Annotated in this window: 15 protein-coding genes and 2 tRNA genes; 9 read left to right on the top strand and 8 right to left on the bottom strand. The window is 60.9% G+C overall.

From position 1 onward, the window contains the following. Window positions 1–25: 25 nt before the first annotated feature. A complete protein-coding gene (cnbZ, locus tag PMI16_RS19835) occupies window positions 26–802 on the top strand; it encodes a 2-amino-5-chloromuconate deaminase CnbZ (RefSeq protein ID WP_007882838.1) in 777 nt (258 codons plus the stop codon). A 187-nt stretch (window positions 803–989) separates the two neighbouring features. Here the strand turns inward: cnbZ and PMI16_RS19830 are convergent. Then, window positions 990–1,082 (bottom strand) — tRNA-Leu (locus PMI16_RS19830). 237 nt (window positions 1,083–1,319) lie between these two features. Between PMI16_RS19830 and PMI16_RS19825 the strand changes: the two genes are divergently transcribed. The 4 genes from PMI16_RS19825 to PMI16_RS19810 all read left to right on the top strand — a co-directional run bounded on the left by PMI16_RS19825 (window position 1,320) and on the right by PMI16_RS19810 (window position 5,107). Next, on the top strand, window positions 1,320–2,186 hold the full coding sequence (locus PMI16_RS19825) for an alpha/beta fold hydrolase (RefSeq protein WP_034381344.1): 867 nt from the start codon (window positions 1,320–1,322) through the stop codon (window positions 2,184–2,186). A 116-nt stretch (window positions 2,187–2,302) separates the two neighbouring features. Next, window positions 2,303–2,653, top strand: coding sequence for a RidA family protein (locus tag PMI16_RS19820; RefSeq protein ID WP_007882836.1), 351 nt, complete (start codon window positions 2,303–2,305; stop codon window positions 2,651–2,653). Between the two features lie 15 nt (window positions 2,654–2,668). Further along, on the top strand, window positions 2,669–4,927 hold the full coding sequence (locus tag PMI16_RS19815; RefSeq protein WP_007882835.1) for a RelA/SpoT family protein: 2,259 nt from the start codon (window positions 2,669–2,671) through the stop codon (window positions 4,925–4,927). A gap of 103 nt (window positions 4,928–5,030) precedes the next feature. After that, window positions 5,031–5,107 (top strand) — tRNA-Val (locus PMI16_RS19810). 325 nt (window positions 5,108–5,432) lie between these two features. Here the strand turns inward: PMI16_RS19810 and PMI16_RS19805 are convergent. Further along, entirely contained in the window at window positions 5,433–6,191 is a 759-nt protein-coding gene (locus PMI16_RS19805) for a GntR family transcriptional regulator (RefSeq protein WP_007882828.1), read from the bottom strand. A 300-nt stretch (window positions 6,192–6,491) separates the two neighbouring features. Between PMI16_RS19805 and PMI16_RS19800 the strand changes: the two genes are divergently transcribed. The 4 genes from PMI16_RS19800 (at window position 6,492) to PMI16_RS19785 (ending at window position 13,131) form a co-directional block, all read left to right on the top strand. Then, window positions 6,492–7,709: a pyridoxal-phosphate-dependent aminotransferase family protein gene (locus tag PMI16_RS19800; RefSeq protein WP_007882827.1), complete on the top strand. Its 1,218-nt coding sequence runs from the start codon at window positions 6,492–6,494 to the stop codon at window positions 7,707–7,709. 235 nt (window positions 7,710–7,944) lie between these two features. Continuing rightward, window positions 7,945–9,228 carry an MFS transporter gene (locus PMI16_RS19795; RefSeq protein WP_007882826.1) on the top strand — a complete coding sequence of 428 codons (1,284 nt, stop codon included), beginning with the start codon at window positions 7,945–7,947 and terminating at the stop codon, window positions 9,226–9,228. Window positions 9,229–9,313: 85 nt separating this feature from the next. Then, the gene (locus PMI16_RS19790) at window positions 9,314–10,081 is read left to right on the top strand and encodes a 2-keto-4-pentenoate hydratase (protein WP_007882819.1); all 768 of its coding nucleotides are present in this window, start codon (window positions 9,314–9,316) and stop codon (window positions 10,079–10,081) included. Between the two features lie 32 nt (window positions 10,082–10,113). Then, on the top strand, window positions 10,114–13,131 hold the full coding sequence (locus PMI16_RS19785) for an FAD-binding and (Fe-S)-binding domain-containing protein (RefSeq protein WP_007882817.1): 3,018 nt from the start codon (window positions 10,114–10,116) through the stop codon (window positions 13,129–13,131). Here the strand turns inward: PMI16_RS19785 and PMI16_RS19780 are convergent. The 6 genes from PMI16_RS19780 to PMI16_RS19755 form a co-directional block, all read right to left on the bottom strand. Continuing rightward, the gene (locus PMI16_RS19780; protein ID WP_007882816.1) at window positions 13,128–13,907 is read right to left on the bottom strand and encodes a hypothetical protein; all 780 of its coding nucleotides are present in this window, start codon (window positions 13,905–13,907) and stop codon (window positions 13,128–13,130) included. The two genes, PMI16_RS19785 and PMI16_RS19780, sit on opposite strands and share 4 nt — an antisense overlap. Before the next feature lie 32 nt (window positions 13,908–13,939). After that, complete coding sequence (locus tag PMI16_RS19775) at window positions 13,940–16,066, bottom strand: TonB-dependent siderophore receptor (RefSeq protein WP_007882815.1); 2,127 nt, start codon at window positions 16,064–16,066, stop codon at window positions 13,940–13,942. A 124-nt stretch (window positions 16,067–16,190) separates the two neighbouring features. Next, window positions 16,191–17,297, bottom strand: coding sequence for a YncE family protein (locus tag PMI16_RS19770; RefSeq protein ID WP_007882813.1), 1,107 nt, complete (start codon window positions 17,295–17,297; stop codon window positions 16,191–16,193). A 2-nt stretch (window positions 17,298–17,299) separates the two neighbouring features. Beyond that, window positions 17,300–19,765, bottom strand: coding sequence for a TonB-dependent siderophore receptor (locus PMI16_RS19765; RefSeq protein WP_007882811.1), 2,466 nt, complete (start codon window positions 19,763–19,765; stop codon window positions 17,300–17,302). Window positions 19,766–19,881: 116 nt separating this feature from the next. Then, window positions 19,882–20,886, bottom strand: coding sequence for a FecR domain-containing protein (locus PMI16_RS19760; protein ID WP_007882809.1), 1,005 nt, complete (start codon window positions 20,884–20,886; stop codon window positions 19,882–19,884). Then, window positions 20,883–21,389, bottom strand: coding sequence for a sigma-70 family RNA polymerase sigma factor (locus tag PMI16_RS19755; protein ID WP_007882808.1), 507 nt, complete (start codon window positions 21,387–21,389; stop codon window positions 20,883–20,885). Before PMI16_RS19755 ends, PMI16_RS19760 begins: the two co-directional genes overlap by 4 nt. Window positions 21,390–22,229 lie beyond the last annotated feature (840 nt).

Below are 22,229 nucleotides of genomic sequence, written 5' to 3'. Positions count from 1 at the left end.
CTGGGCGCAAACTTGGAGGGATCGAATGGCGAATGGAACTGAATTGATAAATTTCCCCGAAGGAGGCTATCGCTATCTGAAGGGAGTGTTCCAGTATTCAGGCGGAGTGGCGGCACAACCGGGACATCTGATAGAGCGCGTGCTGTTCAAACGGCCAATGCCGCTGACAGAGGGCTTCGAGGCGATCGCAGCGCATTTGGTTTCGATGGGGCGGCCGCTCACGGCACTGTGCGCTTGCGAGCTGCGATCGCCGGCTCCGTTCTCAGAGGCCGGCTTTGAGATATTCAATCGCCGATACGCAAGAACGCTTGAGTCCTGGGGACTCGTGCGCGGGGATCGTAATCCGGTGGCGCGTACCAATGTCTGCCCGCTGGTCAACATCCCTGCCGAGCCGGTCTTCCACGCCTTCTGTTACACCTTCCAGACTACCGAAACATCAAGCTCCGGAGACTTCGTGGTATCCGGTGGTGGAGAAGCACGCGACGGCCAGGCAAGCTATCGCGAAAGCATGGTACGGCTTGGCGACATTAGCCTCGCGGGCCTGCGTGAGAAGCTTCACTACGTGATGACCGAGATGGAACGACGAACCACCGGACTCGGCTTTGACTGGGACGATGCGGCCGTGGTGCAGGTCTACACCGTACACGACATCGGCAGCTTGGTTGAGGACGAAATCATCCGTCGCGGTAACTTATCCGGCGGATTGACCTGGCATCTGACGCGTCCGCCAATTGTCGACATGGAAGTCGAAATGGACTTGCGCCGCGTACGGTCCGAGATATTGTGGTCGCCACGACCTTGATCCATTATTTTTGTTCTGAGCAGGCGTTCTCAGGAGTTCCTTGTGAAGCGTGTAAAGATCCCTGATATGCAGCAAAAACGACCGGATGCAATAAGTCTCGTTGGACGTCAAAAAACAAAAAGCCGCTGAAACGTGGCGTTCTAGCGGCTTTGCCGGACTTCTTTGTACGACTTTGAAAACTGCTTCTTGGTGCCTGAGACCGGAATCGAACCGGTACGCCCCTTTCCAGGTAAGCGGCGGATTTTAAGTCCGCTGTGTCTACCAATTTCACCACTCAGGCAGATGGTTTTCGCGGCGCGGGAGCGCCGAAAAGGATCGCATTATAGCAGCGACTCCGGCCGAAATCAGCCTATTGTGATTGCGACTTCCCGTTTCCTTCCGTTTTTTCCTCTGCGCTCCCGGTGAGCGGGCGCCGGGCCGGCCTATGGTCGGCTCTTGCTTGCCGTTTCTCTTTCCGGTCTACAACAAGCATGTCAGGGAGTAAAATATCGAATATTCCAACCACCTGGCCGAGACCATGACACAAGCTGTATTGAAGACAGTTCAATGTATTTCGCCTGCCGGTTTGCATTCGATGGCGTACAAGGAGTGGGGCGATCCGCGTAATCCGAATGTGCTGGTGTGCGTGCACGGCGTGACGCGCGTGAGCGACGATTTCGACGTGATGGCGCGCGAGTTGTCCGAGACGTATCGGGTGGTGTGTCCGGATGTGGTCGGGCGCGGCCGTTCGGGGCGCTTGCAGGCGCCGCAGTATTATGTGATTCCGCAATATGTGAGCGACATGGTGACCTTGCTGGCGCGTCTGGATGCGGAGTCGGTGGACTGGTTCGGCACCTCGATGGGCGGGCTGATTGGCATGGGTCTTGCATCGATGCCGGAGAATCCGGTGCGCCGCCTGGTGCTCAACGATATCGGCCCTTCCATCAACGCGTCGGCGCTGGCGCGCATCGGCGAATACATCGGGCAGGACATCCGCTTCACGACCTTTGACGAAGCTGCGCAGTATATCCGCGCCATCTCGGCGACCTTCGGGCCGCATACCGATGAAGAGTGGCACAAGCTGGCGGCGGATGTCTTGCGCCAGGACAAGGACGGCAAGTGGACGCGGCATTATGATCTGCAACTGTCGGCGCCGTTCAAGGCCATGACGCCGGAAGCGGCGAGCGCGGGCGAGGCCATGTTGTGGGCTGCGTACGATGCGATCCGCTGCCCGACGCTGCTGGTGCGCGGCAAGCAATCCGACCTGCTGCTGCCGGAGGTGGCCGAAGAAATGACGCGGCGCGGCCCCAAGGCCGCGCTGGTGGAATTCGAAGGCGTCGGCCATGCGCCGACGTTCATGCATGCCGGGCAGATCCAGGTCGCGAAAGATTTTTTGTTGGGCTGAATCGGCTGAGTCGTGTGAATCATTACCCGGTTGATTCGTCCAACCATAAACAATAAAAAGGCTGCAAACAGCCGGCAACACCGGACATCAACCCTTACCTTCATAGAGGAAACATCATGACAGTACAACGTCTCCACGTCGGCAAGCGTCTCTCCGAAGCCGCGATCCATAACGGTACCGTCTATCTGGCCGGCCAGATCGCCGAAGACACCACCCAGAACATCGAAGGCCAGACACGCGAAGTCCTGGGCCACATCGACCGTCTGCTGGCCGAAGCCGGCAGCAGCAAGGAAAACATCCTGTCGTGCCAGATCTACATCGCCGACGTCAAGGACTTCGAAGGCATGAACGCCGTGTGGGACGCCTGGGTGCCTGCCGGCAACACGCCGCCGCGCGCCACCGTCGAAGCCAAGCTGGCTCGTCCCGAATTGCTGGTCGAGATCATCATCGTCGCTGCCCAAAAATAAACAAAGCAAGGTTTCATGGTTTCAGTCGTCGCAGTTTCGCAAGAGGGCTCCGCCCCCATCGTCGCCGGTTTGAGTCCGGAAGACAGCGCGCGCGTATTGAGCGCGCTGGCCTTCGTCGAGCCGCTGTATGCCGGCAAGCCGATTCCGTCGGGGCAGGATGCCTTGCAGTTCGTGCAGGGCGTGGTCAGCGTGCTGACCGCGCTCAACGTCGACGCCGAAACGCGCATCGCCGGTCTGCTGTTCGAGTTGCATGTGCTCGATCTCGATGCCGCCGCGACGATCGAAGAACGCTTCGGCAAGGACATCGCCGATCTGGTCGCCGGCGTGCGCCAGCTGATGCGTTTCCACGGCTTGACCTTCCAGCATCCGCAGGAAGTCTTGCGCGGCAAGAACGCCGCGCAACAGGCCGCGGCGCAGGTCGAAACCTTGCGCAAGATGCTGCTGGCGATGGCGACCGACATGCGCGTGGTGCTGGTGCGCCTGGCCTCGCGCGTGACGACCTTGCGCTATTTCGCCGAAAACAAGCTGGAAAACGAGACCACCGCGCAATATGCGCGCGAGACCTTCGATCTTTACGCTCCGCTGGCCAATCGCCTCGGCATCTGGCAACTCAAGTGGGAGCTGGAGGATTTGTCCTTCCGCTTCATCGAGCCGGTCACTTACAAGCGCATCGCCAAGATGCTGGAAGAAAAGCGCATCGAGCGCGCGGAATTCGTCGCCTCCGCCATCGACCGCTTGCGCACCGAGCTGACCGCCGCCGACATCAAGGCGGAAGTCTCCGGCCGTCCCAAACACATCTACAGCATCTGGAACAAGATGCGCGGCAAGTCCATCGACTTCTCCGAGCTGTACGACGTACGCGCCTTCCGCGTCATCGTGGACGACATCAAGACTTGCTACACGGTGCTCGGCATCATCCACAACATCTGGGTGCCGATTCCCAAGGAGTTCGACGATTACATTTCGCGACCCAAGCAGAACGGCTACCAGTCGCTGCACACGGTCGTGATCGCCGAAGACGGCCGCCCGCTGGAAGTGCAGATCCGCACGCACGAGATGCATCACTTCGCCGAATACGGCGTGGCGGCGCACTGGCGCTACAAGGAAAGCGGCGGCTCCAATTTCTCAGCGCAAAAGTACGACGAAAAGATTGCCTGGCTGCGCCAGCTGCTGGCGTGGAAGAGCGAAGTCTCCGACGCCGTGGTCGAGCAGGAAGACGTACGTCGCGACTGGGTCGAGAAACTCAAGTCCACCACGCTCGACGAGCGCATCTACGTCCTGACGCCGCAAGCGCGCGTGATCGAACTGCCCAACGGCGCCACGCCGATCGACTTCGCGTATCACCTGCACAGCGACGTCGGCCATCGCTGCCGCGGCGCGCGCGTCGACGGCGTCATGGTGCCGCTGAACACGCCGCTGAAAAACGGCCAGACCGTCGACATCATCACCGTCAAGAGCGGCCCCGGCGTCGGTCCGTCGCGCGATTGGCTGAGTCCCGGTTACGCCGTCAGTTCGCGCACGCGTTCCAAGGTGCGCGCCTGGTTCAACGCCATCGAACAGGAAGAGACGCTGGCCCATGGCCGCGCCGTGCTGGAAAAAACGCTGCAGCGCGAAGGCAAGACCGCCGTCAACCTGGAAGAACTCGCGCACAAGCTCGGCTTCGCCAAGGTCGACGACCTGTGCCTGTCGCTGGGCAAGGATGAATTCAGCCCGCGCCAGATCGAGCAGGTGCTGCATGAGGGCGAGGAAGGCAAGGAAAGCAAGCACGCCGAACCCGACGAAGCCTCTATCACCCGCAAGAGCCGCGCATCGAGCGTGGTGCAGGGCGCCAAGTCCGGCGTGCTGGTGGTCGGCACCGAAGGTCTGATGACGCAACTGGCGCGCTGCTGCAAACCGGCGCCGCCGGATAGCATCGTTGGCTTCGTCACGCGCGGCAAGGGCGTGTCCATCCACCGGCTGACCTGCAAGAACTTTGCCGAGATGAGCAGCAAGGCGCCGGAGCGCGTCATCCAGACCGAATGGGGCACTTCGGGCAAGGACACCGTTTATCCGGTCGACATCTTCGTGCTGGCCGGCGACCGCCAGGGCTTGCTGCGCGATATTTCGGAAATTTTCCTGCGCGAAAAAATCAATGTCATCGGCGTCAGCACGCAAAGCGTGAAGGGGCAGGCGCGCATGGGATTCACCGCCGAGATCGGTTCGACCGCGCAACTGATCAAGGCGCTGGCCGTGATCCGCGAAGTGAAGGGCGTGCTGGAAGCCCGGCGGCAGTAGGCTTTGCGGCTGGTCGGCGAGGTGATAGGCAAGATTTTTTAAAAAACTTTTCGCCAAGACTAGCCAAAAATAAAAAATGCCCCTATAATCTCGCTTCTTCACTAGGCGCGTAGCTCAGCTGGTTAGAGCACTACCTTGACATGGTAGGGGTCGTTGGTTCGAGTCCAATCGTGCCTACCAATATTCTTGATGTTGTTGAATATTGGTATCGAAGCAGGCAGTTACTGTCACTCAGTGCTTCGTAAAAAACAGCATCAAAAGCAAATGAAATAATGGAAGCGCAGTCCCGGCTTCCATTTTTGCTTTTTGTCTTCCGGATATTGTTTCTCTTCTTTTCTCTCCCGGTTCTCCTTTCTGGTTTTTGCTGTTCTGATGGCGCCTGTTCCATGGTTTTATGTCGTGCGCTTGTTGCACGCGAGAGGCGCCGGCGAGGATATGCCTTTACCGCAGCCATAAAAAAAGCCATCGCAAGCGATGGCTTCCAGGGACAACTTCACTACCGTTTTTATTGATTATTCGTTTTCCCTGCGGGAGTTCCTCCGGCAGTCGCCGCCACTGGCGCAACGGGAACATTGAGCACCGCATCGCGCTTGTCCAGCAAATGCTGGCGCAAAACCGCCGCCAGGCGTTTGCCGTCGCGTGCTTCCAGCGCCTTGACCATCTCGTCGTGATCGTGCGCGGCGCTGTCCCATTTTTCGGGGCGGAAGTTGGATTTGAAGCGCAGCGCCTGCAAGCGGCGGTTCAGGCCGAGATAGGTCTGGTGCAGTACCGAGTTGCGCGCGGCTTCGTTGATCTTGTTGTGGATGGCCTGGTTGCGGCTGTAATAACCGGGCAGGTCGTTTTGTGCCTTGCAGGCCAGCATGGCGTAATGCAGCGCCTTGATCTCGGCCACTTCCACCGGCGTGATGCGTTCGCAGGCCAGTTCGCCGGACATCGCTTCCAGGCCGCTCATGAGTTCGAAGGTTTCCCAGATCTCGTTTTCCGACATCTTCGACACCGATGCGCCGCGGTTGGGCGAGATTTCGATCAGGCCTTCGGCGGCCAATACCTTCAATGCTTCACGCAGCGGCGTGCGTGAAATACCTAGCGTTTCGCACAGTTCGCGTTCGTTCAGTTTGGTCCCGGGCGCCAGCACCGCTTCGACGATCAGGTTGCGCAGGTGCTCGACGACGGTGTCGTGCAGACGCTGGCGCTCCAGTTTCGGCAGGGCGGCGGGGGTGTTTCTGGTCTCGTTCGTGTCTAGTTCAATTGTTGAATTTTGCATTCAAAATCCTTAATGTCCTACTGGGGCGTATTTTAGCAGGGATAGCTTCATTGCCAAAATACCAGCTTCCTGCTGTTGTATGGATGAAAAATATTGCCATGAAATTCCTATTAGTGATTCTAAGTATATCTATTTACGCGATTTTTACCAAAAATATGCGCAGACTCCATACCTGAAGTAAGGACTGTGCGGATCAAAAAAACCTTTACCTCTCCTGGTCTGGCTGATAAAGTATTTTGCATTCAAAATACAAAATATCTAAAAGTTAAATTTCAAAGACAGATTTCAAAGGAGGAGTAAATGTTAAAACTAGACTTTCATCCAGCCGGCCGTCATTTCCTGCAAATCCCTGGTCCCAGCCCTGTGCCTGATCGCATCCTGCGCGCCATGAGCTATCCGACCATCGACCATCGCGGCCCGGAATTCGGTGCGCTGGGCTTGCAGGTGCTGGCGGGCATCAAGAAGATTTTCAAGACCGAGCAGCCGGTCGTCATTTATCCGGCCTCGGGCACCGGCGCATGGGAAGCGGCGCTGACCAATACCCTGAGCCCCGGCGACACGGTGCTGATGTATGAGACCGGCCATTTCGCCACGCTGTGGAAGAAGATGGCCGAAGCGCTGGGCCTGAAGCCCGAATTCCTCGGCTTGCCGGGCATCGAAGGCTGGCGCCGCGGCGTGCAGGCCGATCTGATCGAAGAGCGTCTGCGCAAGGACGGCGGCCATCAGATCAAGGCCGTCTGCGTGGTGCACAACGAAACCTCGACCGGCGTGACTTCCGACATCGCGTCGGTGCGCAAGGCCATCGATGCCGCCGGCCATCCGGCGCTGTTGCTAGTGGATACGATCTCGGGCCTGGCGTCGGCGGATTATCGCCACGACGAGTGGGGCGTCGACGTCACCGTCTCCGGTTCGCAAAAAGGCCTGATGCTGCCGCCGGGCATCAGCTTCAACGCGGTCTCGAAGAAGGCCATCGAGGCCAGCAAGAGCTCGAAGCTGCCGAAGGCGTTCTGGGGCTGGACCGAAATCATCGAGATGAACGCCACCGGCTACTGGCCGTACACCCCCAACACCAATCTGCTGTACGGCTTGTCCGAAGCGCTGGAGATGATTCTGGGCGAAGGCCTCGACAACGTCTTCGCGCGCCACGAGCGTCTGGCCGAAGCCTGCCGCCAGGCCGTCACGGCCTGGGGCCTGGAGATCCAGTGCGCCGATCCGGCCGTGTATTCGCCGGTGCTGACGGGCGTGATGACGCCGGCCGGTTTCGACGCCGACGCGATCCGCAAAGTGATTTACGAAAACTTCAACATGTCGCTCGGTACCGGCCTGGGCAAGATGAAGGGCGGCATGTTCCGCATCGGCCATCTGGGCGAAGCCAATGACCTGACCCTGATGGCGACGCTGGCCGGTTGCGAAATGGGCCTGAAGCTGGCGGGCGTGAAGCTGGCCGGCAGCGGCGTGCAGGCGGCGATGGACAACCTGACCGCGAAGAAAAACAAACCGGCGCTGAAGGTTGCCTGAATCCAAATGACAGTCAGCCGTATCCATGCCGTGTTGCGCCGTAAGGAGCGCAGCACGGCAGGGCAAAGCAAAAAGCAATAACGGAGGAAAGAACGCCGGCGCAGCGCGCATGTACGAGAAGCGCTGCGCCGGTCACGTGGACCAATAACGAAAGACCGGCGAAGCAGCATCCCGCAGAGGAATCGAAACCACAGGTTTCACGGCGCGCCGGCGCACCAATACTGGAGACAATGCAATGAGACACCTGCGTTTGCGCGCGACCACGGTCGTGCTATTGATGTTATGCATGATGTATTTCATCACCTACCTCGATCGCGTCAACGTCAGCACCGCCGCGGCCGGTTTTGCCAAGGAATTCAACCTCTCGAAGACGGAAATCGGCCTGGTCTTTTCCGCCTTCGCCTATCCCTATTTAGTGTTTCAGATCATCGGCGGCTGGGTCAGCGATAAATTCGGCGCGCGCCGCACGCTGATTTATTGCGGCTTGCTGTGGGCGCTGGCGACGGTGCTGACCGGTTTCGCGGGCGGATTGGTGTCGCTGTTGCTGGCGCGCCTGCTGCTCGGTCTCGGCGAAGGCGCGACCTTCCCGGCGGCGACCACCGCGATGTCGCGCTGGGTGTCGAAAGAAAAACGCGGTTTCGCACAAGGCATCACCCACGCCTTTGCACGCATCGGCAACGCGGTGGCGCCGGCGGCGGTGGTGTGGATCATGGCGGAGCACGGCTGGCGCGAATCGTTCTATATCTTCGGCGCCTTCAGCCTGGTGTGGGTAATCGTCTGGGCCTTCGTGTTCACCGAAGATCCGGCCAGGCATCCGCGCATCACTTCGGAAGAGCTGGCGATCCTGCCGGCCGGCAAAAAGAAGAGTCCGCAGATTCCATGGGGCCCGCTGTTCAAGCGCATGATGCCGGTCACCATCGTCTACTTCTGCTACGGCTGGACCTTGTGGTTGTTCCTGAGCTGGATTCCGCAATACTTCCTGCACAGCTATGACCTCGACATCAAGAAGTCGGCGCTGTTCGCTTCCAGCGTGTTCTTTGCCGGCGTGGTGGGCGACACCCTGGGCGGCATCGTCAGCGACAAGATTCTGAAGAACACCGGCAACCTCAAGCGCGCCCGCAGCTACATGGTGTCGGTGTGCATGCTGCTGACCTTGCTGTCGCTGCTGCCGCTGATGTTTACGCACAACGTCTACATCTCGATCCTGTCGCTGGGCGCGGGCTTCTTCTTCGCTGAAATGACGATCGGTCCGATGTGGGCGATTCCGATGGATATCGCGCCGGAATATTCGGGCACCGCCAGCGGCATGATGAACACCGGTTCGGCATTGGCCGCGATCATCTCGCCGGTGTTGTCGGGTTACCTGATCGACAAGACCGGCAACTGGGAGCTGCCTTTCCTCGGCAGCATGGTGTTGATGGGCTTCGGCGTGGTGCTGGCTTTCCGCATGCAACCCGACAACAAGTTCGAAAACACTACGCCCGACGCCGGCGGCAATGTGGTCAAGGCACGTGCCTGATTGCATCGGAAAACGCATCAAAGAAGAATGCCGTGCCTGATGAACCGGGGCCGGCATTCCTTCGCATCATCCATACGAGGTAGCCATGACGACTTTACTTTCCGCGGCTGAAGAACTCGGCCATCTCCTGGGCGACGCCTATTCCCGGCAAGCGACGCTGGCCGTCGTGCCGGCCGGGCTGGAACCGGCCAACATGGACGACGCCTACCGCGCGCAGCAGGCATTTTTGCGCCGCAGCCACGCCGCCACCGGCGGCTGGAAGATCGGCTCCAAGAGCGAATCCGGTCCGGTGCAGGGGGCGCCGTTACCGCTGGGCGGCATCCATCCTTCATCCTCGTCCCTGCAGCGCAGCGCTTTTCCCGTGCTCGGCATCGAGCTGGAAATCATGTTTTGCTTCGACTGCGATTTCGCCCCCAGGCCGGCGCCGATTGTCGAGGCGGAAGTCATGGACAGCATCAGCGCCATGGGGGCCTCCATCGAGATCGTCTCCAGCCGCATCGCCGGCTGGCCGGACGTGCCCAAGCTGAGTCAGCTGGCGGACTTGCAGAATCACGGCGCGCTGGTGATCGGCGAACTGAGCGACTACCGCGACGGCTTCGACTTCCATCGCCCCGAGGCGCATCTGACCTTCAACGGCGAAGACGTGTTCAAGGGGCAGGGCGTTAATCCCGCCGGCGACCCGCGCCGCTTGCTGAGCTGGCTGGTCAATCATTGCAGCGAGCGCGGCATCGTCATCCCCGGCGGCACGGTCGTCACCACCGGTTCCTACACCGGCATGTATTTTCCGAAAGCACCGGGCATGGTGATCGGACAGATCGCCGGATTGCCGCCGATCCATTTTGAACTGAGCTGAATTCCACGCTCGTTTTTTGACAGGACTACTTCATGCTGGTCAAGCCCATCCATCTTGTTCCTCCGAGCGGGCGGAGCACTGCACCCGCTACGCCGTTCGCCATGCAATTGCAGCGCGAGATGCGCGGCGAAGTCATGTTCGGCAAAGCCGATCGCGGTCGTTACGCCACCGATGCCTCCATCTATCAGATCATGCCGTTGGGCGTGGTCGTGCCGCGCGATCAGGCCGACCTGAAGATCGCGCTCGATATCGCGCGCCAGCATCGCATGCCGGTGCTGGCCCGGGGCGCCGGCACCAGCCAGTGCGGCCAGACCGTCGGCGAAGCGCTGATCGTCGACAACAGCAAGTATCTCAACCAGGTGATCGACTTCGATCCGGTTGCGCGCACCATCACGGTCGAGCCGGGCATGGTGCTCGATCACCTCAACGCCTGGCTCAAGCCCCATGGCTTGTGGTTTCCGGTGGACGTCTCGACGGCGGCGCAATGCACCATCGGCGGCATGTCCGGCAATAACTCCTGCGGCTCGCGCTCGATCGAATACGGCAACATGGTGCACAACGTGCTGGCCATTGAGGCCGTGCTGGCCGACGGCACCGAAGGCCGCTTCGGTCGTTTGCCGGAGATGCCCGGCAGCGGTCGCATCGGCGACATCGTGCGCGGACTGCAAACCATCGCGCAGCGCGAGCGTGGCGAAATCGCCGAACGCATCCCCAAGGTATTGCGCCGCGTGGCCGGTTACAACATCGACATTTTCGATTGCCAGAATCCGCGCGCCTACACCGACGACGGCGTCGCCAACCTGGCGCATATCCTGATCGGCTCGGAAGGCACGCTGGCCTACAGCCGCCAGATCATGCTGGCGCTGGTGCCGCTGCCGGCGCACAAGGTGCTGGGCGTGGTCAATTTCCCGACCTTCTATCAATCGATGGACATGACCCAGCATATCGTCAAGCTGGGACCGACCGCGGTCGAGCTGGTCGATCGCACCATGATCGACCTGGCGATGAGCAATCCGGCCTTCAAGCCGGTGATCGAGAAGGCGCTGGTCGGCCATCCGGAAGCGATTTTGCTGGTGGAATTCTCCGGCGAAAATCTCGACCGGCAACTGGAACAGCTCAAGCGTCTGGGCGAACTGATGGGCGACCTCGGCTTGCCCGGATCGGTGGTCGACATGCCCAACGCCAACGAGCAAAAAGCCTTGTGGGACGTGCGCAAGGCGGGGCTGAACATCATGATGAGCATGAAGGGCGACGGCAAGCCGGTGTCCTTCATCGAAGATTGCGCCGTGCCGCTGGAGCATTTGGCCGAGTACACGCGCCAGCTGACCGAAGTGTTCCACAAGTACGGCACCGAGGGCACCTGGTACGCCCACGCCAGCGTCGGCACCTTGCACGTGCGGCCCATCCTCGACATGCGGCGCGGTGGCGCGAAGGACATGCGCGAAATCGCCGAAGCCGCCGCGGTGCTGGTGCGCAAATACAAGGGCGCGTATTCCGGCGAACATGGCGACGGCCTGTGCCGGGGCGAGTGGGTGGCATGGCAATACGGGCCGAAACTCAACGCCGCCTTCAGCGAGATCAAGGATCTGTTCGATCCCGACAATCGCTTCAATCCCGACAAGATCGTGCGTCCGCCCAAGATGGACGACGCGAGCAACTTCCGCTTTGCGCCCGGCTATCGCGAGTTGCCTTACAGCCCGGCGCTGGACTGGTCGCCATGGAACGTCAAGCGCGATCCGCTGACCGGCAAGGAAAGCGCGCCCGGCAGCGGCGGCGATCGCAGCGACGGTCTGGCCAAGCTGGTCGAGATGTGCAACAACAATGGCCACTGCCGCAAGTTCGACGCCGGCACCATGTGCCCGAGCTATCGCGTCACGCGTGATGAAAAACATGTCACGCGCGGTCGCGCCAATACCGTGCGGCTGGCGCTATCCGGGCAGCTCGGCAGCGACGGGCTGGCCAGCCCCGAGGTCAAGGAAGTGCTGGACCTGTGCGTCTCCTGCAAGGGCTGCAAGCGCGATTGCCCGACCGGCGTCGACATGGCCAAGATCAAGATCGAAGCGCGCGCCGCCTGGGCCGCCAAGCACGGCATCAGCCTGCGCGACAGGCTGATCGCCTACATGCCGGCGTACGCGTCCTATGCCGGCAGCGTCGGCGGGGCGCTGGCATTGGCGGAGAAGATTCCGGTGATTTCCGGCTGGGTGAAGGGTTTGCTGGGGCTGGCGCCGCAGCGTTCGTTGCCGCGCTTCCGTAAAGCGTTTCTGAGCAATGCGCAGAGTGCGCCGGCGACAAATGCAGACAAAGAAGTCCTGCTGTTCGTCGACACCTTCAACAACAACATGGAACCGGAAAACGCCCGCGCCGCGCAGCAGGTTTTGGAAGCCGCCGGTTACAAGGTGCATTTCAACACGCTGCCGGAACAGCGTCCGCTCTGCTGCGGCCGCACCTATCTGGCGGCGGGGCTGGTCGACCAGGCCAAGGCTGAAGCGCGCCGCACGCTGGATGCGCTGATGCCCTACGTACACCGGGGCGTGGCCGTGGTCGGGCTGGAACCGTCCTGTCTGCTGTCCTTGCGCGATGAGTTTTTGAACTACGGTTACGGCGAGGAAGCACAACAACTGGCGAAATCGGCTTTCCTGTTTGAAGAGTTTCTGGTGAAGGAACACAAGGCCGGCAAGTTGAAGCTCGATCTCAAGCCGCTGTCGTCCAACAAGATCGTGCTGCACGGTCACTGCCATCAAAAGGCGTTCGACGCTTTCCGCCCGGTGCCGACCGTGTTGCAGTGGATTCCCCAGGCGGAAGTCGCCGTGGTGGAATCATCCTGCTGCGGCATGGCGGGGAGCTTCGGCTACGAGGAGGAGCACTACGAGGCATCGATGGCGATGGCGGAGCTGGCGCTGTTGCCGGCGGTGCGCAAGGCTGCGGCGGAAGCAATTGTGGTGGCTGACGGCACCAGTTGCCGTCATCAGATCCACGACGGCGCCGGGCGCGAAGCCGTCCACGTGGCCCGCGTGTTGGCGGCCGCACTGGACGGTGGAGGAAGGATTTAGTTCTTCGCCGGCGCGGGAGCCAGCGCCCAGACAACTGCAGCATCGAACAGGCGCAGGCCGATCGGCGTCAGTTGGTCAAAGGTCAGGTTGTCGAGGAAGAAGGCGACACGGCGCGCCGGTGCGACGAAGTCGTAATCCATCGTCGCGCCTTTCTCGTAGCCGAAGATCACGGCCTTGTCGAGGTCGCCCGGCAAGGTCGCGATCACGATTGCGCTGCGCGCCGGCGTGCCCCAACCCATGGAGGTGTCACGCGGATAGACGTAGGTCTTGCCGGCCGGCAGTCCGGCAGCCAGCGGATGCGGTGCGTTGACGATGCGGATGTAATGCTCCTTTTCCACCTCGCCGTAGACTTCGCCTTTCTTGCGGCCGGTCAGGCGCAGCGAGTCGAACAAGTCATTTTCCCAGGTCAGCATGGGAACGCGCACATCCTTGTAGGCGGTATCGGTCAGTTCACGCGATTGCACCACCGATGACAGAATCACCAAGTCGTATTTCTCGGCATTGGCCGGCGGTGCGCTCTGGTCGGCGAAGGTCACGGCGTAACCCATGGCTTCCAGATGCGTGCGTACCCTGGTGTCGCTGGCCATGCCTTTCTGCTGCAATTCCTTGTTGCGTTCGCTGGCGTTGGCGGGCAGATCCAGGCGCGTGACGTAGAGAATTTTTTTCTGAGGGGTGGCAACATCGGCAGCGTGGGCGATGTTTAACGGTGCAATGCCGATGAGTGTCGCGGCTGCTACAAGCGCCAGCCGCAGCAGGCGGGAAAAAGTGCGGATCATGTGTTCATCCTTTCGTTATCAAGTCAAGATCATCAGAATTCAACATTGCTCGACAGCGTGATCGTGCGCGGCATGCCCACGGCCAGTTGGCCGCTGCCCGCGGCACTCCAGTAGCGCTTGTCGGTCAGGTTGTCGACGTTGGCCTGGAAGGTGGTCTTCTTGCCGAACATCCGGGTCTGGTAGCGCAGGCCGGCGGTGTAGGTGGTGTAGCCGCCGATGAAGGCCTGGTTCTGGTCGTTGACCGGACGCGATCCCATCGACAAGGCGCCGGCGCTCACCGACAAGCCGGGCAATGCGGTGATGCGATAGGTGGCGAACAGATTGCCGGTGCGTTGCGGCGTGTTCTCCGGCGTCTTGCCGATCAGGGCGGTGGTGGTCGAGGATGCGATCCGTGCATCCAGCAACATCAGCGAGGCCGTCAGCGACAGGTTGCGTGTGAGGTCGCCTTGCAGCGACATTTCCACACCGCGGATGCGTTGCTTGCCGTTGATCGCGTAGACGTTGCTGCTATCGGTACTGGCCGACGGCTGGGCAATTTCAAACAAGGCGGTCGATGCCATCAGGCCGTCGGTAATGCGCGAACGCACGCCGACTTCTTTCTGCCGGCTGACGGCGGCGGGCAGCGACTGGCCGGCGTTGGAGGCGGTGGTCGGCGCGGTGCCGGCGGATTCCAGACCTTCCACGTAACTGGCGTACAGGCTGGTGTTCGGCGTGACTTTGTAGATCACGCTGAGCGACGGTGTGGTCGCCGTCGTCGAATAGCGCGCCGTGGCGAGTTGATCGATCGTGTACTTGCTGTAGCGTACGGCGCCGACGACTTGCCAGTGATCGTTGAGCGTGACGCGGTCCAGTGCGTAGACGCCGCCGTCGCGGACGGTCTGCTCGTTGAAGCCGCGGTCGCGCAGGGTGCTCTTGCTGCCTGTCGGAGAACGGATCAGCGTGGTGACGTCGATCGGGTTGTACAGGTTTTGCGCCGCGCGGTACATGTAGGTGTAGAAGCTGGGCTGGTACAGGCGGTTCTGGCTGGCGCCCATCAGCAGGTCATGCTGCAGGAAACCGGTGCTGAAGAGACCGTTGATTTCGGCGCGCACGTTCTGGTTGGTGTAGATCTGGCCGACCTGATCGGCGCCGTAGACGGTGCCGGCGCCGGTGGTGGCGTTGTAGTTGTCCATGATCCACAGCCAGCGGTCGCGATGGGTCTTGGACTGACCGGCGGTGATCTTGCCGGTCCAGTTGTCGTTGAAGGCGTATTCGGCGGTCAGCAAGTGGGTCTGCGCGTCGGAGACGGTGTTCTTGCCGCGCATCGACAGCAGCTTGGACGGATCGGGAATCGACGGCAAGGTGATGACGCCGCCGACTGCATTTTGCGGAACGATGGCGGCTTGTTCGGTGACGCTGGCCTTGATGAACTCGGCGTCGTAGCGCAGCGTCAACTGGCGGTTGATGCGCCAGTCGAATGCCGCGCTGAACATGCGGCGGTAGCCGTTGTCGTTGCCGATCGGCGTATGCACGTTGTTGGTCACGGCATTGATGCGCAGGCCGAATTGCTGGTCTTCGCCGAAACGGCGCGACAGATCCAGATGCGCGAGTGTGGAGCCGTTGTTGTCGGTGCTCAGCGTGACGGCTGTAACGGGCGTATTACCGGCGCGCTTGGTGGTCATGTTGACGACGCCGCCCGGCGTGATGAAACCGTAATAGAGCGCAGCGGCGCCTTTCAGGACTTCCATGCGTTCCTTGTCTTCCATCGGAATCGGCAGGTTGTTGTCGAACGGCAGTACGCCATTGAACAGATAGCTGGCGCGGTTATCCAGATTGATGCCGCGGATCGACAACTGATCGTAGGCGATACCGCTCTGCTGCTGGCGCACCACGCCGGCGACATTGCGCAGTGCGTCGTACAGGCCGGTCGCGCCCTGTATGTCCATCAGCTCGCGCGAGACGACGTTGACGGTGGCAGGCACGTCGAGCAGGTTGCCGCGGTAAGGACCGGATTCGACGGTCGTGGGCGCGTAGGGACTGTCTTTCTTGTCGGATACCGTGACGGTGGGCAGGGAGGCGTCTGTGCTTGCATCGGAGGTGGCGGTCTGCGCCAGCGCGGCATAGGGGATGCTCAACAGCGCCATGACCAGCGGCAATCGGCGTGGCAAAACGGACTTCATCGGATAGTTCTCCAAAGGTCGAATTCAAGTTCGAATTCAAGCTCGAATTTAAAAACAGAAAGACGCCCGGAAAGAAAATCTCCGGGCGACGCCAAGTGCTGATGAGGGACTGCGCTGTCAGCAACTAACGCGATGGCGGGTTCAGCGTGAGCGTGAGAACCGTGAAGCTGTCTGCGTGAAAAACGGGGTCCTGCTTGTGGCCGGCGGCGTCCGCTGCCGGTTGGGTGAAGTCCATGGTGAACAGATAGGCGGAACTGCGCGCCTGGTCGTACACCATGTTGTGCGCCCACAGGCGCGTGCCGACGTAACCGAGCATGCGGTAATGATCGGCATCGTCCTGCTGCACGACGGAGAGGTTGCCGGCGTTGCCGCTCGGGATCAGCAGGCGGCGTTGCGCGCTGTCCCAGGCCAGGGCGTTGACCGCCGGTGTGATCGGCAGGCTGGCGATTGGTGCGCCGCTGTCGAGATCGGCGACCGTCAGGATCGGCGCCTTGCCGCGGCAGGCGACAAACAGGCGGCGATTGGCATTGTCGCTGGCCAGTGCGCTGGGCTGCACGCAGCCGGGAAAGCTGTAACTCGCCAGTGTTTCCAGCGTCTTGCCGTTGAGGCGAATGACCCTGCCTTCATCGCGCATCGGCAGCAACAGGTTGCCGTCGCCGAGCACCAGCAGCGGATCGATTTTCTTGATGTCGACGTTGCGCTCGCCGACGATGCGATCCCGCTTCGGATCGAGGATGTACAGCGCCGACTGGTTGGCGCGGCGGCCGCTGGCGATGATGACGCGGCGGCTGACCGGTTCGTACACGGCGCTGTTGAGATTGGCGTCGGTGACCGGCAGGCGCTTGAGCGTCTTGAGGTCGGACAGGCGCACCACGGTCAGCGAGCCGTCCATGTTGGTGACGTAGGCGCGGTCTGCGTCGGGAACGAACACCACGCCGTTGGCGCCGGCGCTGTCGTCGAGCGTGCGGACAGTTTGCTGCGTGTCGGTGTTGAACACGGTCAGGCCGTTTTCTCGGCGCGCAATGAACAGGAAAGGGCGAGTCGGATCCTTGGCGGCGAAGCCCCAGCTATGGCCGGAGCCAGGCAGGACGCTGAGGTGCGTGATCCGGGCCAGCGGCTGAGGGGCGGATACTGCGGATTCTGCGGCAACTGCGGTGGCTGCCACGCCGGAGCCGAAGCCCAGCGTGGCAAGCAGCAGCGCCAATCCATGATGACGGACGGCGGCGCGCATGATCAGAACTCCAGCGTGGTCAGCAGCGAAACCTGGCGTGCATCGCCCATCGAGACGAAGTACTGGTTCGCGCTTGAGGTGTAATAAACGCGATTGAACATGTTCTTGACATTGAGCTGGAACTTGACCGACTGGCCGCCGATTTTGGTGTCGTAGGTGGCGAAGGCGTCGGCGGTGGTGTAGCTCGGCAGCATGAAGCTGTTGGCCGAATCGCCGGCGCGCTTGGCGACATAGTGCATGCCGGCGCCGGCGCGCAGTTTGTCGCCGCCGAGGATGGCGCCGAAATCATAGGCGGCGGAGAGCGCGGCAGTTTGCTTGGCGACGTTCCACAGACGCAGACCGGCATAGAGCGGATCTTCGGTGGTCTTGGCGTCGGTGTAGGCGTAGCTGCCGATGATGTTCCAGCGATCGGTCAACTGGCCGGTGACGTCCAGTTCGATACCGCGCGAGCGAGCAGCGCCTGCAGTGCGATAGTCGGTCAGGTTGGTGACGGCGTTGAACTGCGACACCAACACATTCTTCTTCTTGATGTTGTAGACCGCCAGCGTCGCCGTCAGGCCGGAGGCCAGGTCGTACTTGGCGCCGGCTTCCCACGAGGTTGCCTGTTCAGGCGCTACGTTGGAGTCGATCACGACACCAGTCCCGAAGGGCGCGATGGTTGAGGTCGGCTTGAGCGATTTGGTGAAGCTGGTGTAGAACGACAACTGATCGTTCAATTTGTAGATCAGGCCGGCGCGTGGCAGCCATTTGGAGCCGGAGAGGTTCGTGTTTGTGGTGAACGGACGTCCGCGTCCGGCCAACTGGTTGTAGTCCTGATAGCGCATGCCGCCGACCAGGATCCACTTGTCGGTCAGGTAGAGCGAGTCTTGCATGAACAGCGAACGGTCATGCAGCAGATCGGTCTGGGCGCTGTCGCTGGCCGATACGGTTGACGATGGCTGCAAGGTGCCATACACGGGATTCAGGAAATTGAAATTGGGTGCGGCCTGACGCAGCAGATCGGCACGGTAGATCTTGCGATATTCGATGTCGGCGCCGACCTGGATATCGTTGCGCAGACCGGCGATGTTGGTCTTGCCTTGCAGGTAGGCGGTGCCGTAGCTGTCAGTGCTGAGCGAGCCGTGGGTGGCGTCGTTGCTGCGGGTGATGACGCCGGTGGTCGGATTCAGGCCGGTGATGCGCAACTGGTTGGCGTCGTAGACTTCGCGGTTGTAGCTCAGGCCGATGTGGGCTTTCCAGTCGGCGTTGATGTCGTGGTCGACGTTCAGTTGCACCAGGTCGCTGTTGCCGACCATGTTGTTGAAGGGCTCGTCGAGGCGGCGATCGGCGGGGATGTTGAGCGGTCGTCCGGTGCGCGAATCGATGGCGGTGCCGCGGTCGAACGGGTACAGGAAGTCGCGGTGCTCGTAGGAGAACACGACCTGGGTTTCCTTGCCGTACCAGGCCAGCGACGGCGCGACCAGGGTTTCCTGATGCTGGCCGAAGTTGCGCCAGTAGTTTTCGTCGACGCGGTCGACGATCAGGCGATAGGCCAGGTTGGTGTCGCCGATGGCGCCCGTGGTGTCGAGCGTGGCGCCGCCGCCGCTGCGACCGTGGTCATAGGTGGAACCGAGCAGCGAGATGGAAGTGCGGCGTTCCAGTTGTGGCTTCTTGCTGATAACGTTGATCACGCCGCCCGGATCCATGATGCCGTACAGCAGCGACGACGGTCCTTTGAGCACTTCCACGCTTTCGGCGGTGGCGTTCAGCGCGCGGCCCTGCACCAGCGGCATGCCGTTGCGCATGACGGAACCGTCGCGATTGCCGCCGAAGCCGCGTTTCATGATGGTGTCCTGGGTGCCGGCCAACGTGTTGCCCTGGGTGATGCCGCTGACGTTCATTAGTGCGTCGTCGAGATTGCGCGGACGCTGATCGTTGAGTACTTGCGCCGGCACGATATTGACGATCTGTGGAATTTCCAGCGTTGAGGCATTGCTGCGCAACGTGCTGCTGCTGGGTACGACGCGATAGGTACCGTCTGCCTGCGAAGTACGGCTGCTGGAAGCGACGATGGTCGGCAGCGGCGCCTGCGCAGCGGAAGCGGCGGCGGATTGCAGGATGTAGCTGCCGTCGTTTTGCACGACCGCGACCAGGCCGGTGCCGGTCAGCAATTGCTGCAGACCCTGGCTGACCGAGACGCTGGCGTTGAGGCCGGGGCTATTCTTTCCTTGGGTCAGGCTGGCGTCGGCGGAAAGGAGGATGCCGGCTTCGCTGGCGAACTGGCGCAGCGCCTGGCCCAGCGGCGCCGCGGCAATGCTGTAGCTGCGCGCGACTGTGGTGCTTGCGCCGGTGCTTTGCGCGTGTGCCGGCTCTGCCGCCAGCAGCGGCAGAGCCAGCAAAGCCAGCCGCAGGTAGTGGGGCAGCGGGCGCATTTTCAACGAACGAGTGGGCGAGCGTGTGGCGCGTACAGGGAATCGAGCAACGGTCATGACGGTCCTTTTGGGTTGCGTGTTCGGCAGAGTTCTTTTTCCATTGCCAAGCGAAATGCAAAAAAGGGAACCGTTTCGGTAAAAATATTTTAAGAGGGATATTTTTAAGTGGGCAATCAGGCGGGCTCGACGCTGATCCACCACGGCAGGATGCGCCGCACTTTGATCGGCAGGCTGGCAGTCAGCGCCGCCAGTACGCGGTCGGTATCGGCCAGTGGATAGACGCCGACCAGGCGCAGATCGGCGACCTCGGGCGAGCAGGCGATGTAGCCGCGGCGATAGCGGCTGAGTTCGTCGAGGAAATCGGCCAGGCGCATGTTGTCCGGCATCAGCATGTTACGCGACCAGGAGGTGCGGCTTTCGTTGGTGGCGACGGGGTGGCCGATCCAGTTGCTGCCGAAGGTGACTTCGCTGCCGGCGGCGATGACGCGTGTTGCGGTGCCGTCTGCCGGTTCGACACTGACGGCGCCTTGCAGCACCGCCAGATGAGTTCCCTTGTCGCTCGGGCGCACGGTGAAGCGCGTGCCGAGGGCACGCAGCCGGCCATCTTTGACGTCGACTACGAGAGGACGTTTCGGCGCATGGTGGTCCGGAGCTGTTTCAATCAGGACTTCGCCCTTGTGCACGACGATGCGGCGCAGATCGTCGGTGAAGTAGGCGTCGGCGGCGCTGGCGGTGTTGAGCCATATCTGCGAGCCGTCTGCCAGCACGATTTTTTGGGTGATGCCGATGTCGGTGCGGTATTGGGCGTTGAGCGCAGCCAGATAGTCGCGCGGTGCGCGCGTGGCGAGCAGGCCGCCGGCGGAGGTCGCCAGGCACAGCAAAGCCAGCCGCTTCGCCAGCTTGCGGCGCTGTGTACCTGTGGCGGTCAGCGCATCGCGCGCAACTTCGCCGGGCAGCATGGTGAATTGTTCGTTGACGGCTTCGACTTTGCGCCAGGCTTCGCGATGCGAGGGTTCGGCGTCGAGCCAGATTTGCCAGCGCTGCCGGTCGCGGCTGTTGGCGTCGTCGGCGCGCAGCAGGGCGAACCATTCGGCGGCTTCCTGCAAGGTGGGGAAGTCGGGCGTCGACGACATGGATGCCGCTTTGCCGTGTTGGTTGCTGCGCAGGCTGGCGCTCATGATGCAACCAACAACATGCATTGCAGCATCGCCTGCGCCATGTACTTCTTGACCATGCGATCCGAGACGCCGAGCTGTTCTGCAATCTGGGCATAGGTCAGGCCATCGAGCTGCGCCAGCAGGAAGGCCTGGCGCGCCTTGGGGGCGAGACGTTCCAGCATGGCGTCGATCTGGCAGAGGGTTTCGATGACGAGGGCGCGTTCTTCCGGGGAAGGGGCCAGCATTTCCGGGCGGGCTTCCAGCGCGCTCAGGTAGGCGCGTTCGAGAGCCAGTTTGCGCCAGTGATTGACCACCAGCCCGTGGGCGACAGTAGTCAGATAGGCGCGCGGTTCGGCCAGCTCATCGGACGGCTTGGCGCTCAGCAGGCGCACGAACGTGTCTTGCGCCAGTTCCGCCGCATCTTCGCGTGAGCCGAGCTTGCGCCATAGCCAGCTGTACAGCCAGCCGTGATGGCTGCTGTAAAGGTGGCTAAATGCGTCGGCAGAAGGGCTGTTGGCGGACACGATCGAATACTGAATAGGTGCGGTAAGACGGTTGCAGTAAAAGCGGCCTTGAAGAGCGGTGGGGCGGTGAAGTGAGACCCGGTATCTCTTTGATCTCAAAAATTATATAATAAAAATCATTCGCATTTACGAATGTGTCGCAATATTTCATGTGCCTTCAGGCATTTGCAGTCAGCGTTGTTGTAGGGGTGTTGTTGGGGTAGTACAAAATTTCTTGACGAGCGTAGCTTTGTCGGCTATATTGTTTGCTGTTTCTCGGTTCGAAGCCGGGAGGTAAGTCGAAAAAGCAATAAAAACGCTCGGCTTGCTGGTGAAGGTTACTCCGCATTACTTCTTCATTTTTGACCTTTTCGGTCATGTCTGTAGCAGCAATTCATCTGTAAATCTTCCTCTATACATAAGTTTTAAGCGCGTTCGCATACGGTCGTCATTGTCCGCATGTTCAGTTTTTGGCATTCGTGCTGATATCAGAGCAGATTCATCTTTCGTCGTCGCCACTTTTCAGATAGAACTGGGCGGCGGGAATCTTCTCTATTATCCGCACGGATGCGGTCAATAGCGGCGGTCTTGCATTCGTACGGCGGGATCATGTGCCGGTGCCGATAACAGAGCGGATTCATAGTGCGATGCCACGTTTCAGATAGGATCGGGTGTCGAGAATCTTCTCTCTTATCTGCACACCGTAAGCCCGCTGCAAGTCATTGCCGGTATCTGTGCTGATGGCAGAGTAGATTCACAGGCGTCGGAACCACTTTCCAGATAGGACTGGGTGCCGGGAGTCAGTGCTGCTATCTACGCGGGATGCATCTGAGAGAGCAGTACTCAAGCTTGCGTGGTCTG

The organism is Herbaspirillum sp. CF444 (assembly GCF_000282135.1).
Classification (GTDB): Bacteria; Pseudomonadota; Gammaproteobacteria; order Burkholderiales; family Burkholderiaceae_D; genus Herbaspirillum.
Note: the sequence above shows the minus strand (reverse complement) of the source record. Positions and strands in the feature narration are given on the sequence as shown.

What these genes read in the sequence shown, in the direction of transcription:
- cnbZ (WP_007882838.1), top strand. Translation starts at nt 26, where the DNA reads ATGGCGAATGGAACTGAATTGATAAATTTCCCCGAAGGAGGCTATCGC.
- PMI16_RS19825 (WP_034381344.1), top strand. Translation starts at nt 1,320, where the DNA reads ATGACACAAGCTGTATTGAAGACAGTTCAATGTATTTCGCCTGCCGGT.
- PMI16_RS19820 (WP_007882836.1), top strand. Translation starts at nt 2,303, where the DNA reads ATGACAGTACAACGTCTCCACGTCGGCAAGCGTCTCTCCGAAGCCGCG.
- PMI16_RS19815 (WP_007882835.1), top strand. Translation starts at nt 2,669, where the DNA reads ATGGTTTCAGTCGTCGCAGTTTCGCAAGAGGGCTCCGCCCCCATCGTC.
- PMI16_RS19805 (WP_007882828.1), bottom strand. Translation starts at nt 6,191, where the DNA reads ATGCAAAATTCAACAATTGAACTAGACACGAACGAGACCAGAAACACC.
- PMI16_RS19800 (WP_007882827.1), top strand. Translation starts at nt 6,492, where the DNA reads ATGTTAAAACTAGACTTTCATCCAGCCGGCCGTCATTTCCTGCAAATC.
- PMI16_RS19795 (WP_007882826.1), top strand. Translation starts at nt 7,945, where the DNA reads ATGAGACACCTGCGTTTGCGCGCGACCACGGTCGTGCTATTGATGTTA.
- PMI16_RS19790 (WP_007882819.1), top strand. Translation starts at nt 9,314, where the DNA reads ATGACGACTTTACTTTCCGCGGCTGAAGAACTCGGCCATCTCCTGGGC.
- PMI16_RS19785 (WP_007882817.1), top strand. Translation starts at nt 10,114, where the DNA reads ATGCTGGTCAAGCCCATCCATCTTGTTCCTCCGAGCGGGCGGAGCACT.
- PMI16_RS19780 (WP_007882816.1), bottom strand. Translation starts at nt 13,907, where the DNA reads ATGATCCGCACTTTTTCCCGCCTGCTGCGGCTGGCGCTTGTAGCAGCC.
- PMI16_RS19775 (WP_007882815.1), bottom strand. Translation starts at nt 16,066, where the DNA reads ATGAAGTCCGTTTTGCCACGCCGATTGCCGCTGGTCATGGCGCTGTTG.
- PMI16_RS19770 (WP_007882813.1), bottom strand. Translation starts at nt 17,297, where the DNA reads ATGCGCGCCGCCGTCCGTCATCATGGATTGGCGCTGCTGCTTGCCACG.
- PMI16_RS19765 (WP_007882811.1), bottom strand. Translation starts at nt 19,765, where the DNA reads ATGACCGTTGCTCGATTCCCTGTACGCGCCACACGCTCGCCCACTCGT.
- PMI16_RS19760 (WP_007882809.1), bottom strand. Translation starts at nt 20,886, where the DNA reads ATGAGCGCCAGCCTGCGCAGCAACCAACACGGCAAAGCGGCATCCATG.